Annotated in this window: 14 protein-coding genes; 8 read left to right on the forward strand and 6 right to left on the reverse strand. The window is 64.3% G+C overall.

Features of this window, described 5'->3' with window-relative positions; all coding sequences use genetic code 11:
* Positions 1 to 103: 103 nt before the first annotated feature.
* The gene (locus L8F96_RS00615; protein ID WP_294441799.1) at positions 104 to 1,420 is read right to left on the reverse strand and encodes an acyl-CoA dehydrogenase family protein; all 1,317 of its coding nucleotides are present in this window, start codon (positions 1,418 to 1,420) and stop codon (positions 104 to 106) included.
* Positions 1,421 to 1,573: 153 nt separating this feature from the next.
* Here L8F96_RS00615 and L8F96_RS00620 point away from each other — a divergent pair, with 153 nt between their 5' ends.
* Positions 1,574 to 2,818: a TetR/AcrR family transcriptional regulator gene (locus tag L8F96_RS00620; RefSeq protein WP_334654535.1), complete on the forward strand. Its 1,245-nt coding sequence runs from the start codon at positions 1,574 to 1,576 to the stop codon at positions 2,816 to 2,818.
* 56 nt (positions 2,819 to 2,874) lie between these two features.
* Positions 2,875 to 4,185 (forward strand): methylenetetrahydrofolate--tRNA-(uracil(54)-C(5))-methyltransferase (FADH(2)-oxidizing) TrmFO, encoded by a 1,311-nt coding sequence (gene trmFO / locus L8F96_RS00625; RefSeq protein ID WP_046410310.1) that lies wholly within the window; start codon positions 2,875 to 2,877, stop codon positions 4,183 to 4,185.
* On the opposite strand, the gene L8F96_RS00630 is transcribed toward trmFO, so the two are convergent.
* Both L8F96_RS00630 and L8F96_RS00635 read right to left on the reverse strand, forming a co-directional pair.
* A complete protein-coding gene (locus tag L8F96_RS00630) occupies positions 4,182 to 4,622 on the reverse strand; it encodes an EF-hand domain-containing protein (protein WP_334654536.1) in 441 nt (146 codons plus the stop codon). The genes trmFO and L8F96_RS00630 overlap by 4 nt on opposite strands.
* Before the next feature lie 91 nt (positions 4,623 to 4,713).
* Positions 4,714 to 5,376, reverse strand: coding sequence for a hypothetical protein (locus L8F96_RS00635; protein WP_334654537.1), 663 nt, complete (start codon positions 5,374 to 5,376; stop codon positions 4,714 to 4,716).
* Positions 5,377 to 5,454: 78 nt separating this feature from the next.
* Here L8F96_RS00635 and L8F96_RS00640 point away from each other — a divergent pair, with 78 nt between their 5' ends.
* The 3 genes from L8F96_RS00640 to L8F96_RS00650 are packed head-to-tail and all read left to right on the forward strand — an operon-like array spanning position 5,455 to position 8,578.
* Positions 5,455 to 7,353, forward strand: a complete 1,899-nt coding sequence (locus L8F96_RS00640) for a TadE/TadG family type IV pilus assembly protein (protein ID WP_046410305.1) — start codon at positions 5,455 to 5,457, stop codon at positions 7,351 to 7,353.
* Positions 7,350 to 7,931, forward strand: a complete 582-nt coding sequence (locus tag L8F96_RS00645; protein ID WP_046410303.1) for a TadE/TadG family type IV pilus assembly protein — start codon at positions 7,350 to 7,352, stop codon at positions 7,929 to 7,931. The genes L8F96_RS00640 and L8F96_RS00645 overlap by 4 nt, the downstream gene beginning before the upstream one ends.
* 41 nt (positions 7,932 to 7,972) lie before the next feature.
* The gene (locus tag L8F96_RS00650) at positions 7,973 to 8,578 is read left to right on the forward strand and encodes a TadE/TadG family type IV pilus assembly protein (RefSeq protein ID WP_334654540.1); all 606 of its coding nucleotides are present in this window, start codon (positions 7,973 to 7,975) and stop codon (positions 8,576 to 8,578) included.
* Between the two features lie 40 nt (positions 8,579 to 8,618).
* Here L8F96_RS00650 and L8F96_RS00655 read toward each other — a convergent pair whose 3' ends face one another.
* The gene (locus L8F96_RS00655) at positions 8,619 to 10,058 is read right to left on the reverse strand and encodes a pyruvate dehydrogenase complex E1 component subunit beta (protein ID WP_046410300.1); all 1,440 of its coding nucleotides are present in this window, start codon (positions 10,056 to 10,058) and stop codon (positions 8,619 to 8,621) included.
* A gap of 1 nt (position 10,059) precedes the next feature.
* Positions 10,060 to 11,103 (reverse strand): pyruvate dehydrogenase (acetyl-transferring) E1 component subunit alpha, encoded by a 1,044-nt coding sequence (pdhA, locus tag L8F96_RS00660; protein ID WP_046410299.1) that lies wholly within the window; start codon positions 11,101 to 11,103, stop codon positions 10,060 to 10,062.
* Between the two features lie 125 nt (positions 11,104 to 11,228).
* On the opposite strand from pdhA, the gene L8F96_RS00665 reads away from it, so the two are divergent.
* The 3 genes from L8F96_RS00665 (at position 11,229) to L8F96_RS00675 (ending at position 14,791) form a co-directional block, all read left to right on the forward strand.
* The gene (locus tag L8F96_RS00665) at positions 11,229 to 12,521 is read left to right on the forward strand and encodes an MFS transporter (RefSeq protein WP_334654542.1); all 1,293 of its coding nucleotides are present in this window, start codon (positions 11,229 to 11,231) and stop codon (positions 12,519 to 12,521) included.
* A complete protein-coding gene (gene cysK / locus L8F96_RS00670; protein WP_046410294.1) occupies positions 12,518 to 13,438 on the forward strand; it encodes a cysteine synthase A in 921 nt (306 codons plus the stop codon). Before L8F96_RS00665 ends, cysK begins: the two co-directional genes overlap by 4 nt.
* 102 nt (positions 13,439 to 13,540) lie before the next feature.
* Positions 13,541 to 14,791, forward strand: a complete 1,251-nt coding sequence (locus L8F96_RS00675; RefSeq protein ID WP_334654544.1) for a cell wall hydrolase — start codon at positions 13,541 to 13,543, stop codon at positions 14,789 to 14,791.
* Between the two features lie 43 nt (positions 14,792 to 14,834).
* Here L8F96_RS00675 and L8F96_RS00680 read toward each other — a convergent pair whose 3' ends face one another.
* Positions 14,835 to 16,631 (reverse strand): acyl-CoA dehydrogenase C-terminal domain-containing protein, encoded by a 1,797-nt coding sequence (locus tag L8F96_RS00680; RefSeq protein ID WP_046410292.1) that lies wholly within the window; start codon positions 16,629 to 16,631, stop codon positions 14,835 to 14,837.
* Positions 16,632 to 16,633: the final 2 nt, after the last annotated feature.

The raw sequence follows: 16,633 nt of genomic DNA on the forward strand, positions 1-16,633 counted from the left end.
GGTCTCTCTCCATTATTCTCACGAATGATCGTCACCCGGCCGCCAAGCCCGCAACCGCGATGGCTGGCAGCGGGCTCCGGGTCCGGTCCTGTGACGAAAAGGCTCAGCGCGATACGCCGATATCACCACTCGAAATCTCGGCACCGCGCGGCGCGCCGCGATCATTCGCGATCTCCGCCTTCCAGTCGCCGTACTTGCCGAATTCGTTGCGGGCGATGGCGCGGGCGTGAACCTCGTCCGGGCCGTCGGCGAGGCGAAGCGTGCGCTGCGAAGCCCACGCATGCGCGAGACCATAATCCTCCGCCACACCGCCGCCGCCATGCGCCTGCACCGCATCGTCGAGGATGCGCAGCGCCATGTTCGGCGCGAACACCTTGATCATCGCGATTTCCTGGCTGGCCGCCTTGTTGCCCGCCGCGTCCATCGTCTGCGCTGCCTTGAGGCACAGCAGACGGGTCATCTCGATCTCGATCCGGGCCTGCGCCACGCGCTGCTCCCATACCGAGTGATCGGAAATCCGCTTGCCGAAGGCGACGCGGCTGAGGAGGCGCTTCGCCATCTTCTCCAGCGCCACCTCCGCGACGCCGATCGTGCGCATGCAGTGATGGATGCGGCCCGGCCCGAGCCGGCCCTGCGCAATCTCGAACCCGCGGCCCTCGCCGAGGATGACGTTCTCGACCGGCACGCGCACGTTGGTGAAGCTCACTTCGCCATGGCCGTGCGGCGCATGATCATAGCCATAGACCGACAGCATGCGCTCGATCTTGATGCCCGGCGTATCCATCGGCACCAGGATCTGGCTCTGCTGCTGGTGGCGCGAGCCCTCGAAGCTCGTCTTGCCCATCAGGATGCCGATCTTGCAGCGCGGATCGCCCACGCCTGACGACCACCATTTCACGCCGTTGATCACATAATGATCGCCGTCACGCTCGATCCGAGTCTCGATGTTGGTGGCGTCGGACGAGGCGACCGCCGGCTCGGTCATCAGGAAGACGGAGCGGATCTCGCCGTTCATCAGCGGGCGAAGCCACTTCTCCTTCTGTTCCAGCGTGCCATAGCGATGCAGCACTTCCATGTTGCCCGTGTCCGGCGCGGAGCAGTTGAAGCACTCGCTGGCCCAGCCGATCTTGCCCATTTCCTCGGCGCACAGCGCATACTCGAGGTTGGTGAGCTGCGTCCCTTCGAACTCGAACGTCTCGTCGACATGCGTCTGGCCCGAGTGCGGCGGCATGAAGAAGTTCCACAGCCCGGCCGCCTTGGCCTTCGCTTTCACCTCTTCGATGACCGGGATCACCTTCCAGCGATCGCCAGTGTGCGCCTGCTCGTGGTATTCGGCCTGCCGCGGCGCGATCTCGGCGTCGATGAAGGCCTTCACGCGGTCCCGGAAATAGGTCTCGCGCTCGGTCAAGGTGAAGTCCATCGCATCCCTCCGCTTCGCTGTTTGATGCGGCTGTAGAGCGTACCGCATCTTCGGTAAAGCGCCTGATTTAGTCCGCGCCGCCATGCGGTCTGTGGAAACACGAAGGTGATAAAAGGGACTATTTCTTCGAAAAATCGCTGCTACGATCAACCGATGCAAGCTCAGGTGGAACCGAGCGGCGACGGGGAGGAGATCGGCACGCGGCGCTTTCGGGCGAAGCGCGAAGCCATCCTTGCCGCCGCAGCCGACGCAATCAATGAACAAAGCGCAAAGGGCATGACCTTTGCGGACGTGGCCCGGCGTGTCGGCCTCAACACCACCAGCGTCACCTACTATTTCAAACGCAAAGAAGACCTGGCGGCCGCGGCGTTCGAGCACACGCTCGATTACCTGCTGGTGATGCTGGACGCCGCGATGGAGGCCCCGACGCCGGAGGCGCGGGTCGAACGCTATCTTGCGCTGAACATGGCACGCCTGTCGCGGGTGCAGCGCGGCGAGGAACGCCAGATCGCCGGCCTATCCGACCTTCGCGCCATGGAAGATCCCGTGCGCAGCCGGTTACTCAGCGGATGGCGCGAGGTGTTTCGCCGCGCACGCAACCTGTGGGGACCGGCGGAAACCCGCGCGCAGACCGACCTGAACGGTGCGCGCGCGCACGTTCTGATGGAGAACACCTTCTGGTTGCCGGTCTGGCTGCCGCGCTATGATATGGATCAGCTCGATCGGGTCGAGGCACGGGTGATGGACGTGTTCCGTCACGGCCTCGCGGGCGCCGGCGCGCGCTGGGCGCCCCGCCCGGTCACCTTGCCGCACGACCCGGCAGAGGGACGCGAGGCCTTTCTCCTCGCCGCCACGCGGCTGATCAACGAACTGGGCTATCGCGGCGCCTCGGTCCAGCGGATCGCCGGCGAGCTCAACGTCACGAAGGGCAGCTTCTACCACCACCTCGACGCGAAGGACGATCTGGTGATCGCCTGCTACAAGCGCAGCTTCGATACGATCTCCGCGACCCAACGTCTGGCCGACGAACAGGGCGGCACCCACTGGGACCGGCTGTCGGCGATGTTCGCGACCCTGCTGGGCGTGCAATTCTCGGAGCTCGGCCCGCTGCTTCGCACCACCGCGCTCAGCGGTCTGCCCGGCAGTGTGCGGCAGGCGATGGTCGAACGATCGAACCGCATCGCGCGGCGCTTCGCCGGCACGATCTCGGACGGTATCGCCGAAGGGACGATCCGCGCGGTGGATCCGCTTGTCGCCAGCCAGCTCGTCATGGCCTTCCTCAACGCCGCCTTCGACATGCGCAAATGGGCCTGGTCGATGCCCAGTGAGCGCGCGATCGCCCTCTACGCATCAACGCTCGCCTTCGGCATGTTCGACGACCGCGCGGTGGAGAGTTAAGACACAGGCACCGCGCCGCATTCCATTTGGGCGCCCGAGCGCCTAATCGGCGCCGCATGACATACGATATTCACGTCATCGGCGGCGGCCTCGCCGGATCCGAGGCTGCCTGGCAGCTCGCAGAGGCGGGTTTTTCCGTTCGGCTGTCCGAAATGCGCGGCAGCGGCGACAACACGCCCGCCCATCATACCGATCACCTCGCCGAACTGGTGTGCTCGAACAGCTTCCGGTCGGACGATGCGACCAGCAACGCCGTGGGGCTGATCCATGAGGAGATGCGCACGCTCGGCTCGGTGATCCTGGCTGAGGGCGATCGGCATCGCGTGCCAGCCGGATCCGCACTGGCGGTTGATCGTGACGGATTCTCGGCGGGCGTCACCGAACGGCTGGCGTCACATCCACGGATCGAGATCGTGCGCGCACGCGTCGACACCTTGCCCGACGGCCCGGCAATCATCGCCACCGGCCCGCTCACGGCAGCAAGCCTTTCGGAGTCGATCGCGAGCGAGACAGGCAAGGACGCCCTCGCCTTCTTCGATGCGATCGCCCCGATCGTGCACCGCGACAGCATCAACATGGATGTTGCCTGGTTCCAGTCGCGCTGGAACAAGGGCGATGGCACCGACTACATCAACTGCCCGCTCGACCGCGAGCAATATGACGCCTTCGTCGCCGCCCTGATCGCCGGCGAGAAGACCGAATATCGCGAGTGGGAGAACGTCCCCTATTTCGAAGGCTGCATGCCGATCGAGGTCATGGCGGAGCGCGGCCCCCAGACGCTGCGCTTCGGCCCGATGAAGGGCGTCGGTCTCGACGATCCGCGCACGGGCCGCTGGCCCTATGCCTGCGTCCAGCTCCGGCAGGACAACGCTGCGGGCACGCTGTGGAACATCGTCGGCTTCCAGACGAAGCTGAAGCACGCCGAACAGGTGCGTCTGTTTCGCACCATTCCCGGCCTCGAAAATGCGGAGTTCGCCCGGCTCGGCGGGCTTCACCGCAACACCTTCCTGCGCTCGCCCGAACTCCTCGATTCGGAACTGCGCCTGAAATCGCGTCCCAACATCCGCTTCGCCGGTCAGATCACCGGCTGCGAAGGATATGTCGAAAGCGCGGCGATCGGGCTGCTCGCCGGCCGCTTTGCTGCGGCCGAGCTTGCCGGCAAGAAGATGCTGCAACCCCCGCCTGAAACCGCGCTTGGCGCGCTTCTCGGCCACATCACCGGCGCCGCGGTGGCAGAGACGTATCAGCCCATGAACGTCAACTTCGGCCTCTTTCCACCAATCGAAGGGCGGACCAAGAAGGCCGATCGCAAGCGCATGTACACCGACCGCGCGCGCGCGGCTCTTTCGACCTGGCTCGCGGCTTAATCGTCCTCATCAACATTTCGGGCGGGAGGGCAGGAACACCGCGGCTTGCCCTTCCGCTTCACCGCCGTCGTGGCAAATTCGGCTGGGTCGAGCACGCCTGATCGATCCTTGTCGGCCGCGGTGAATTTTGCCGCAGTCCTGGTGCTCCATTCCTCGAACGACAGGCGCCCGTCACCGTTCGTATCGAGTTTCGCGAAAGCCTTGCGACGTAACGCCAGATATTCGGCGTTGGTGATGCCGCCGTCACGATCCTTGTCATAGCGGCCGAAGCGCTTCTCCTCCCGCGTTCGGGGAGTGGCTTCCGGGACATCGGCCCCGCCGGCTTCCCCGCCGGCTTCAACGGCAGGTGGGGGCGCTGGCGCATTTTGCGGCATCGCCGGCAGGACCGGCTCGGTCCCCGCGCGGCTCGAAAACAGCATCCAGCCTGCCGCCACCATCAGCAGCGCCGCGACGCCCCCTGCAAGATATCGCCACATTTTCCGCCCCCCGTTAACCATGATGCTAGCGGAAGAAGCGACGCCTGCAAGCCTATCGTCCGGTCAGGCGATGCCAGGCAAGGCGTACCACGCGCGATGGCGATCCTGGCTCCCGTCGCCGATTGAGGTCGGCCGCCGCGACATGCACCAGCGCGCCCAGGAAGCGGCCCGCCGGGCTCCATCTTTGTGTCGCAGCCTGCCTCAGCAACGGCATCGCCAACAGCGCGGCACGATCGGCGAGGTCGCGGTCGGCGGTGGTCTGCGCCAGGTCAGCAAGCGACCAGCCGGAGCCGGCGGCTTCAACGTCATCGGCCGCACCGGCCAGCCGCGCCGCCTCGGCGAAGATAACGCTCCGCTCCGCCGCGAACGCCATAAGCTCGTCCTGGTCGAGCGGGCCCAGCAACCGCTCCCATCCATCTTCCACGACGGCCAGGCGCTCGCCGTCCGCCCTCGCCGCCGCCAGCGTCTGCAGGATCGGTTGCGACGGCACTGGCGGGTTCTCCAACGCACACAGCGCCTCGCGCCACCACGTCAGCCGCAGTTGCGCAACCATCGGGTCCCGCGTGCCAAGCGTCAGGCGTGCAAGCGTCTGATCCAGCGCGAAAACGGCCGCCACTCCAGGCGCAGTGACCGCCGGCGCGTAGCCAAGTGCGAGCGCGCGCTCGGGATGTCCGCCGGTGGGATCAATCCCGAGGTATTCTGCGGCGTTAACCATATCGTTTGAGCCGGGCTTAGCGGGTTCTCGGGCAAGGCGATTTTCCGCGACACTACTCTCTGATGGGAAGAGAATCGAGTGAGAAGCAAGGGTCTCAGAACGTTCCTGCGACGACTGGCCGACGACAGGCATGGGGCGGCCCTTCCGATCCTCGCCGCATTCACGATCCCGGCAATCGGCGCCATCGGCACGGGCATCGATACGGCCCGTATATACATGGTGCGCAGCCAAATGCAGGCCGGGGTCGACGCTGCCGCGCTGGCCGGTGCGCGCGCCTTTGCGGTGACCGATAAATCCGCAAAGGATCGGACGAAGCAGGTCGAGGCATATTTCTACGGGAACTTCCCACAGGGATATATGCACTCGCAGAGCCTGGTTCTCACACCGACGTTCTCGACGAAGAACAACATCCACGTCACGACGGTAGAGGCCGAAGCCGACTTGCCAATGACGTTCATGCGGGTGCTTGGATTCGACAAGCAACGGATACGAACGGTCGCGCGCGCCGAGCTGCAGCCTCGTCCGTTGGAGGTCATGGTTGTCCTCGACAACACCGGCTCAATGAAGGCGAACCTGCCCCGCGACGCCAATGGCGTCGTCAAGACCCGCATGACAGCAACAAAGGATGCGGCCAAAAGCTTTGTCGACATTCTCTACCAGGGCGCTGGCACCCGTCAGGAACTGGCACTCGGTTTCGTCATGTACGACATCACCGTGAACGTCGGGCATTTGCTCACGAAGTGGCGGTCCTCGTCTGTCAGACAGCTGGCTGGGTTCAACGACTCCGCCACGCAGGCGGGCGGTTCTTGGCCAGGCAATCGGCTTGCATGGAAGGGCTGCGTCCTGGCCGACGACACCGTGCGCAACATGAATGCAACCTATTCACAGCCCGAGCCCGGCGCTTGGGATGTCGTGCGGTCATTGCCCGGTGAAGGGGGGCACCCACCAATCACGCCCTATTTCATTCCGCCATTCTGGGTTCCCCAGACATCCGGCAACTCCGCTTCGTCCGCTGTCATGGCAAACCCAAATAGTGGATTTTACAAAATCTCGAACGTCGAGCCAGGCTACAATTTGTACCAGCTGGATCAAACCTTGGCGAACGGCGGCCTGAACCAGGCAAGCATGGCGAGCTCGCCGTACCGCGAAGCTTTTTATCGCTACTATATCGGGCTGAACGACAGCGCATCGAGCGTCTCCAACGATGTCATCACTCGGGTCGATGGAGGTTTCTACAACCCTCAAACCGACAGCTGGAACTTTGCGACGTCGCGCGGAACGCCGTTCAGGATCAATTATGATCGCATTCCCAACTTTGCGGCATGGAAGGCTGCGACCACATATTCGGTAAACCCGAAGGGTGGCAGTACGAGCAGCGGCTCGCAGAACATGACGGACCCGCCCAGTCCCAACTGGCAATGCCCGGAGGAAGCTGAGCCGATCGCCTACGGCAAGCCAAAGTCATATTGGATCGACAACGTCATTGAGCGGAAGAATGGCGCGATCTACCCGGCCAACGGGACGCTGCACCATGCCGGACTTCTCTGGGGCTATCGCCTGCTTGTCAGAGATGACGTGTTTCCACGTAGCAACCCGACGTCGGAAGAAGCGAAGCGCGCCCTAGTATTCATGACCGACGGCGAAACTGCGCTCGGGGAGAGCCAAAATGGCTACACTGATCGCACATTCACATTTTACGGGAATTACGCCGACAATCCGCTGACGACCACCCAGAATGGTGGCGCTTTCAGAACCCAGTCCGAGCGGCGCTTCTCAAAGACGTGCGCCTCGCTACAGGCTGAGAAAAACCCGCCAAAAGTATATATCATCGCACTGACGACCACGGACACCAATACCTTGGCAATGTTCGAGCGCTGCGCGCCGGGCCGGGTCTATCGGACGTCTGACACCGCATCGCTGAAATCGGCGTTTGACGACGTCGCCACCGAACTCGTTGACTTGCATCTCACGAAATGAAGTCCTTTTCTCACCTGATCAGAGACGTCACCGGCGTCACCGTGGTTGAGTTCGCCCTGATATCGCCGGTGATGCTGGCGATGATCTGCGGAACGATTGAAATCGGCCATACGATGTTCGCTCGCGCGGCCCTTGAAGGAGCAGTCGTCGAAGCAGCGCGAGCGGCGACCGCGTCGATGGAAAGTAGCCAGGACCTGAGAGAAGCCGCCATTCGGGCAAGCATCTCTAACGCAATGAGCGACTTCCCGACCGCTCCTGGCAAGAACATCACCATCGTGACGACGGTGTACAAGGACTTCTCAACATCTACGCCAGAAAACTTCACCGATCAAAATGGAAACGGGGTCTACGACAAGGGCGAAGACTTCATCGACCGGAACGGTAACGGTAAATGGGACCCGGCAATCCCGATCCCGGGTAAGCTCGGCGGTCCCGGCGACGTTGTTTCCTATACGGCCGCATTTCCGAAGTTGCGACTGTTCGGAACGATGACCTCATGGTTCGGCGTCTCACCCGAAGCCACGCTCGTCGCCACCACGATTGTGCGCAACGAGGCTGTTGTAAGGAAAACGCTGTGAAACGCCGATCCCGTGCATCGCTGCCCCAGGATGTTCGCGGTGTGGCGCTGCTCGAGTTTGCGCTTTTCGCCCCATTGCTCCTTGCCATGATCCTCAGCGGCTTCGAGCTTGGCAATTACGCCCTCGCCAATAATCGTGTGCAACGTCTCGCATCGATGACGGCGGACCTGGTGGCCCAGAGCGGAACGGGCGTGGTTGGCGCGACCGAAGCGCAGATCTACGACCTCTTCAGCGCGATTGATCTGACCGCGCAGCCATTCAACCTTCGTCGCCACGGCCGAGTCGTCATCACCGCCGTAAAAGGCACAGACTACGACAACAATGGCATCATCGAAAATCGGATCCTGTGGCAACGATTTGATGGAGATTTCACCAGCGCGTCACCGGTTCTCGGCTGCAACTTGGTCAGCAGCCTCGCAACCTTGCCAAACAGCCGCATGCTTCCGCTCGACGAGATCCTGTTCCATGTTCAAGTTACGTACGAGTATCAGCCGATTTTCAGCATTTACCCGATGAACTTCATGAAGCTCGAACCAAGCTTCACGCGCATGGCCATGTTCCGCGCCCGAAACAAGGACTTCCAGACGCCGACCCCTGATCAGCGCTTTCCCGCAAAGAAAAACTGCAACACCCCCACAGGGTTGTAGCAGCTCCCGTCTCGATCAACGCGAGACGGGAGCTTAGCCGTTACTTGCGGTACGTGACCTTCTTCACGCCCTCGACGATCTTGTCGGACGAGATCAGCGCCAGCTTCTCGAGGTTCGCCGCATAAGGCAGCGGCACGTCCTCGTCGCAGACGCGGACGATGGGGGCGTCGAGGTCGTCGAAGCCTTCCTCCATGCAGATCGCGATGATCTCGCTGGCGATCGAGCACGTCGGCCAGCCCTCCTCGGCCACGACCATGCGGTTGGTCTTGGCGAGGCTCTTGAGCACCGTTTCCTTGTCGAGCGGGCGCAGCGTACGAAGATCGATCACTTCCGCATCGATCCCCTCACCGGCCAGCTTCTCCGCCGCTTCGAGCGCGAGGCCGACGCCGATCGAATAGCTGACGATCGTCACGTCCTTGCCCTCGCGCATCACGCGGGCCTTGCCGATCGGCAGCACCCAATCGTCGAGCTTCGGCACCTCGAACGTACGGCCATAAAGCAGCTCGTTCTCGAGGAACACGACCGGATCCTGGCTACGGATCGCCGCCTTCAGCAGGCCCTTCGCATCCGCCGCATCATATGGTGCAATCACGATCAGGCCCGGTACGCTGGCATACCATGGCCCATAGTTCTGCGAGTGCTGGGCGCCCACACGGCTCGCCGCGCCGTTTGGCCCGCGGAACACGATCGGGCAGCGCATCTGGCCGCCGGACATGTAGTTCGTCTTCGCGGCAGAGTTCACAATATGGTCGATTGCCTGCATCGCGAAGTTGAACGTCATAAACTCGACGATCGGGCGCAGGCCGCCCATCGCCGCGCCCGTGCCGACGCCGGCAAAGCCATATTCGGTGATCGGCGTGTCAATCACCCGGCGGTCGCCGAACTCGTCGAGCAGCCCCTGCGTCACCTTGTAGGCGCCCTGATATTGCGCGACTTCCTCGCCCATCACGAACACGCGCTCGTCGGCGCGCATTTCCTCGGCCATCGCATCGCGCAGCGCCTCGCGAACGGTCACCTTCACCATTTCGGTGCCTTCGGGGATCGCCGGATCGATAACGTCGGCCTTGTGCTTCGCCGCCTCGAACATCTGGCGCGTGCCGGTGTCGACCTTCTCCTGTGCCGGATGCGCCGAATCCTCGACCTTGTCGGCCTTCGTCTCGTCCGCCTTCGCTTCGGGCGCGGCCGTGTCTTCCTTGGTCGCAGCGGGGTCGCTGGTGCCCGCGGGGGCTGCCTCGGCGCCCTCGCCTTCCAGCTGCATGATCACCGTGCCGACCTTCACATTGTCGGTGCCCTCGGCGACCAGGATCTTGGCCACGACGCCTTCATCGACCGCCTCGAACTCCATCGTCGCCTTGTCGGTCTCGATCTCGGCCATGATGTCGCCGGATTTCACCGTGTCGCCTTCCTTGACGAGCCACCTGGCGAGCGTGCCCTCCTCCATGGTGGGGGAGAGTGCCGGCATCTTGATGTCGATCGCCATCTCAATACTTCTCCACCAGCACGTCGGTATACAATTCCTTGGGATCGGGTTCGGGGGTGCTCTCGGCAAAATCGGCGGATTCGTTCACCGTCTTGCGGATCTCGCTCTCGATCGCCTTCAGCTCGTCTTCCTTGACGCCCTGCGCCTCGAGCAGCTTCTTCACATGCTCGATCGGATCGGACTTGTCGCGCACCGCCTGCACTTCCTCGCGGCTGCGATACTTGGCCGGGTCCGACATCGAGTGGCCGCGATAGCGATAGGTCTTCATCTCGAGGATGATCGGCCCCTTGCCGGCGCGCACCCAGGCCAGCGCCTCCTCGGCTGCGCCGCGCGCCGCCAGCACGTCCATGCCGTCGACCTGGATGCCCGGGATGCGGAAGCTCTCGCCGCGGCGATACAGCTGGTCCTCGGCCGACGCGCGGTTGACGCTCGTGCCCATGGCGTATTGATTGTTCTCGATGACGAAGATGACGGGCAGCTTCCACAGCTCCGCCATGTTGAAGCTTTCGTACACCTGCCCCTGGTTCGCCGCGCCGTCGCCGAAATAGGCGAGGCACACGCCCCCGTCATTGTTGTACTTGTGCGCAAAGCCGAGGCCGGTGCCCAGCGACACCTGCGCGCCCACGATGCCGTGCCCGCCGTAGAACTTATGGTCGACGCTGAACATGTGCATCGACCCGCCCTTCCCCTTGGAGATGCCGGCATGACGCCCGGTCAGCTCCGCCATCACGTCCTTGGGGGGGATACCGCACAGCAGCATGTGGCCGTGGTCGCGGTAGCCAGTGATGACGCTGTCTTTCTCCGACAGCGCGGATTGCAGGCCGACCGCAACGGCTTCCTGGCCGATGTACAGGTGGCAGAAACCGCCGATCAGGCCCAGGCCATAGAGCTGGCCGGCCTTTTCTTCGAAGCGGCGGATGAGCAGCATGTCCTTGTAGAATTGCAGCAGCTCGTCCTTGGACGCCTCATAGGGCTGCGGCTCGTCGGGACGCTCGCGGTTGGATACGGGGGGTTCGGCGCTCTTCGCGCGGGCTGTTTTTGCCACGGGGCTGGACCTCGAGGTTCCTAGGGGAAAGGGAGAACGGGGCCTATAAGCCTCAACGGGGCGCAGGCGCAACGTCGTGAAATCCCGTTGTGCCGATCGGAGGGCCGACTTAAGTCCATCGCCACATGTCAGCTGCCGCTCACCCGCTCCGCATTCCGAACTATCGCAGCTACTGGCTGGCTCGTTTGGCCAGTACCATCGCACAATCGGCGCTCGCGATCGTTCTCGGCTGGCAGGTATACAGTATTGCCCGCGAAACGATGGATATCCGGGAGGCCGCATTTCTTCTCGGGATGATCGGCCTAGCGCAGTTTGTTCCCCTGTTCCTGCTGACCCCTGTGGTGGGGCTGATCGCGGACAGCATCGATCGGCGCTGGATCGTGCGCGGGACGACAACGTTGCTGGCGGGCAACGTTCTGCTTCTTGGTTTTGCCACATGGGAAGGCTGGATCAGCCTCCCCGTTCTCTTCGGCGCCGCCGTGTTGGTCGGGGTTGCGCGTGCCTTTGCCGGCCCCGCCTATGGCGCGCTGGCGCCCAACCTCGTTCCGCGCGAATCCCTGCCGAGCGCGATCGCGCTGGGATCGATCGCGATGCAGGTCGGCTTCATCGCCGGGCCCAGCGTCGGCGGCTTCCTGTTCGCGATCGGGCCGTTGACCGCTTATGCCGGCATGGCGGCGATGTTCCTCCTGGCGCTCGTCATGCTGCTGACGATCCGCCCCGTGCCGCAGCCGCCGGCGCAGAAGGATCGCCGGCCGTTCGCTAGGATGGTCGACGGCTTCGCCTATGTGAAGCGCAACCGGCTGGTGCAGGCGGCGATCACGCTTGATCTGTTCGCCGTGCTGCTCGCCGGCGCAACCGCGCTGCTGCCCATCTATGCCCACGACATCCTCCACGTCGGGCCGACCGGCCTTGGGCTGCTCGCGGCTGGCATGGGGATCGGCGCGTCGGCGACCGGCATCTTCCTGTCGTTCCGACCGATGAAGAACGATGTCGGACGCAAGATGCTGATCGCGGTTATGATCTTCGGTGTCGCGATCGTCACCTTCGGCATCTCGACCAACTTCCTGCTCAGCCTCAGCGCCCTGATCGTCGCCGGCAGCGCGGACATGGTGTCGATGTACGTGCGCGGATCGCTGATCCAGTTGCACACGCCTGACGAGATGCGCGGCCGGGTCAGCGCGGTCAGCCAGCTGACCATTTCGGCCTCCAATGAACTGGGGGAGGCAGAAAGCGGCCTCATGGCGGCGCTGCTCGGCCCCGTTGGGGCAGTGGTCGTCGGCGGGGTTGGCGCGATGGCCGTCACGCTGCTGTGGTCGCGATTGTTTCCGGAACTGAAGCAGGCCAAGACCTTTGATCCGCCCGAGACACCACTTTCGGTAATACCGCCCGAAACACAGCACGGAGTAGCTCAGCCATGAAGGCGAACACGATCCTCGAGACGATCGGCAACACGCCGCACATCCGCGTGCAGCGCCTGTTCCCCGGATCAGAAGTCTGGATCAAGTCGGAACGGTCAAACCCGGGCGGCTCGATCAAGGACCGCATCGCGCTGGCCATGATCGAAGCGGCGGAGGCCAGCGGTGATCTGCAGCCCGGCGGCACGATCATCGAGCCGACCAGCGGCAACACCGGCATTGGCCTTGCAATGGTGGCCGCGGTGAAGGGCTACAAGCTGGTGCTGGTCATGCCGGAGAGCATGTCGCTCGAACGCCGCCGCCTGATGCTGGCCTATGGCGCGACCTTTGACCTCACCCCGCGTGAAAAGGGCATGAAGGGCGCCATCGAGCGCGCACTGGAACTGGTGGAAACGACGCCCGGCGCCTGGATGCCGCAGCAGTTCGAGAATCCGGCCAATATCGACATTCACGTTCGCACCACGGCGCAGGAGATCATCAACGATTTCCGTGACACGCCGCTCGATGCGGTCATCACCGGTGTCGGCACCGGTGGCCATATCACCGGCGTCGCCGAAACGCTGAAGAAGGAATGGCCCAACCTGAAGGTGTTCGCGGTCGAGCCGGCCGCCTCCCCGGTCATCGGAGGCGGCCAGCCCGGCCCGCACCCGATCCAGGGTATCGGCGCCGGCTTCATCCCGGCGAACCTGCATACCCAGGCGCTCGACGGCGTGATCGAAGTGGATGCCAATGTCGCCAAGGACATGGCCCGTCGCGCGGCCCGCGAAGAAGGGATGCTGGTCGGCATTTCGTCCGGCGCGACGCTGGCCGCGATCCTGCAGAAGCTGCCCGACCTGCCCGACAATGCGCGGGTCTTGGGCTTCAACTATGACACGGGTGAGCGCTATCTCTCCGTGCCCGACTTCCTGCCGGAAGCCTGATGAGGGGGGCCGTGCCGGGCGTTTCGTCTTGGCACGGCCACCATCGTCCTGATCGCGCGACTGTCCTCGCCCCAATCCGTCGTGACGGCTAGCGATCGACCTGTGTCAGCATTGCGCCCCCTGCACCTCATTCTCGCGGTCATCGCGATCGCCGCAATCGCTTTGCCGATCATCGTCGTGCGCCTGGCGCCCCCGATACCCGAACGAGCGTTCGAGGCTCCGCCGACGGCGCGACGGATCGTGACCACGCCCAAGGTGCCGCCACCGCCGGTCGAGCCGGTCGAATATGCCTCGATCGATCCCGATGACGCGCGCGCGGTGAATGCCGCCATCCCCTTTGTGACGAGCCCGGTCCCGGCCGCCCGCCCGTTCCGCTTCGTCGGCGGCACGGAGGATTTCGCCCGCGCGACCGACTGTCTTGCGGCGGCGGCCTATTACGAGGCCGGCGATGACCCGCCCGGGCAGAAGGCGGTGGCGCAGGTCGTGCTCAACCGGCTGCGCCACCCGGCTTTCCCCAAGACGGTGTGCGGCGTCGTCTTTCAGGGCGCCGAGCGCGCGACCGGCTGCCAGTTCACCTTTACCTGCGACGGCGCCCTCGGCCGGACACCCTCACCCGCCGCGTGGCAGCGCGCGCGCGACGTCGCCACCCGCGCGCTGCGCGGCAGCGTGTACAAGCCGGTTGGCTGGGCAACGCATTACCATACCGACTGGGTGGTACCCTATTGGAGCTCCAGCCTGGACAAGATCGCCGAGCTTCACACGCATCTGTTCTTCCGCTGGACGGGCTGGTGGGGCACCGGCCCCGCCTTCAACCGCGGGCAGCAGCCCGGCGAGGCGCCGATCGCGAAGCTCGCCGCGGTATCGGACATCCACCGCATCGGTGCCGACGGGCCGGCAAGCGCCGCCGCACTCGCCGCGGCTCCCTACAAGGGCACGACACCCGCGCCGCTCGGCAGCGATAACGAGGTGTTCCTGACACGGCTCAATCCCGCGCAGGCAGCCAGCTATCCCGCGATGGCGATGGCGGCGTGCGACGCGCGCGCGCGGTGCCGCTTCATGGGCTGGACCACCGCCGCTGCCGCCGCGACGAGCCTGCCGCTGACCAACGATCAGATGCATGCCATGTCGTTCAGCTACATCCGCGATCGCGACAGCAATCTCGAACGCTTTCTGTGGAATTGCGACGAATTCAGGAACCGCGGATCCTGCATGAAGCGCATGATGCTCCGCGCCGTGCCGGTTCCGAAAATCGATGTCCCCGCGAAGGGGCCGGAGCCGCTCGAGGGCGTCCGCCGGAAATCAAGCGCGGAGCCGGCAGCGCCGACGCTCGGCAACGCCGCCGGCGTGGAATAAGAAACGGCCCCGCCGCGACCTGCGCGACGGGGCCGATCGTCACTTACGCCGCGCGGAACATCTCGGGCGGCAGCGCCATCAGCGCCTCGGCGCCGCCCTCGATCTGGCGACGGTAGGAGCCCGCCTCCGGCAGCACGCGCTCGGCGAAGAAGCGTGCCGTCACCAGCTTCGCGTCGAGGAAGGCGGCGTCGCCCTGGCCGGCTTCCTTCAGCGCCGCAGCAGCCACCGCCATGCGCAGCCACATCAGCCCGACCGACACGACACCCAGCAGGTGCATGTACGGCACCGCGCCCGCGCCGATGTTGTTCGGGTTGGAGATGTTCCCCATGAACCACATGGTCGCGGCCTGAAGCTCACCAAGCGCCTTTTCGAGCCGGGTGGCGAAATCGGCCGCCGGCCCACCCTTCGCCGCGGCACATTCCTCGGCCACGATCTTGAAGAACAACTGGATCGCACGGCCACCGTTCATCGCCAGCTTGCGACCGACGAGGTCCATCGCCTGAACGCCGTTGGTGCCTTCGTAGATCATCGCGATCCGCGCATCACGGACGTACTGCTCCATCCCCCATTCCTGGATGTAGCCGTGGCCGCCATAGACTTGCTGCGCGTCAGTCGCGATGGCATAGCCCTTGTCGGTGCCGACGCCCTTGATCACCGGGGTCAGCAGCCCGATGAGGTCAGCCGCCTCCTGCCGCGCGGCCTCATCCTCGGCGCTGTGCTCCAGATCGACCTGAAGCGCGCCCCACAGGCACAATGCCCGCAGGCCTTCGAGCCACGCCTTGCCGTTCATCAGCATCCGGCGAACGTCCGGGTGGACGAACAACGTGTCCGCCTTCTCATCAGGCTCGGCCGCGCCGGTCAGCGCGCGACCCTGGCGACGATCCTCGGCATATTGCACCGCATTCTGGTAGGCCGTCTCGCCGACCGCCAGGCCCTGAAGGCCAACGCCCAGCCGCGCTGCGTTCATCATGATGAACATCGCGGCAAGGCCCTTCATCTCCTCGCCGACCAGCCAGCCGGTCGCACCGTCATAGTTCAGCACGCAGGTCGCGTTGCCGTGGATGCCCATCTTGTGCTCGATCGAGCCGCAGGAGACCGCATTGCGCTCACCCAGCGAGCCGTCGTCGTTCACCAGCACCTTGGGCACCACGAACAGGCTGATGCCCTTCGAGCTGTCGGGCGCACCCGGCGTCTTGGCGAGAACGAGGTGGATGATGTTCTCGGTCAGGTCATGCTCGCCGGCCGAGATGAAGATCTTGGTGCCGGTGATCTTGTACGAACCGTCAGCCTGCGGCTCGGCGCGGGTGCGGATGAGGCCGAGATCAGTGCCGCACTGCGGCTCCGTCAGGTTCATGGTGCCTCCCCATTCGCCGGACACCATCTTGGGCAGGTACTTCTCCTGCTGCTCGGGCGAGCCCTTTGCCACCAGCGCCGCAATCGCGCCATGCGCCAGGCCCGGGTACATGGCGAACGCCATGTTGGAGGAGATCATATATTCCTGAAACGCGGTCGAGATGACGTGCGGCATCCCCTGTCCGCCGAACGCCTCTGGCGCGGACAGCGTGCCCCAGCCGGATTCGACGAACTGCTTGTACGCTTCCTTGAAGCCAGCCGGCGTCGTGACCGAACCGTCCTCATGCCGGGTGCAGCCTTCCTGATCGCCCGACTGGTTCAGGGGGAACAGCACTTCCGCGACGAAGCGGCCGCCCTCCTCCAGCACGGCATCCACCGTGTCGGGCGTGGCATTGGCAAAGCCCGGCACATTGGCGTGGCGCGACAGACCAACGACATGTTCGAGAACGAAGCGGGTGTCGCGCACCGGCGGAGTATATTGCGGCATGA

Origin of the sequence: Sphingomonas panaciterrae (assembly GCF_036890205.1) — a bacterium.
Lineage (GTDB): Bacteria > Pseudomonadota > Alphaproteobacteria > Sphingomonadales > Sphingomonadaceae > Sphingomonas > Sphingomonas panaciterrae.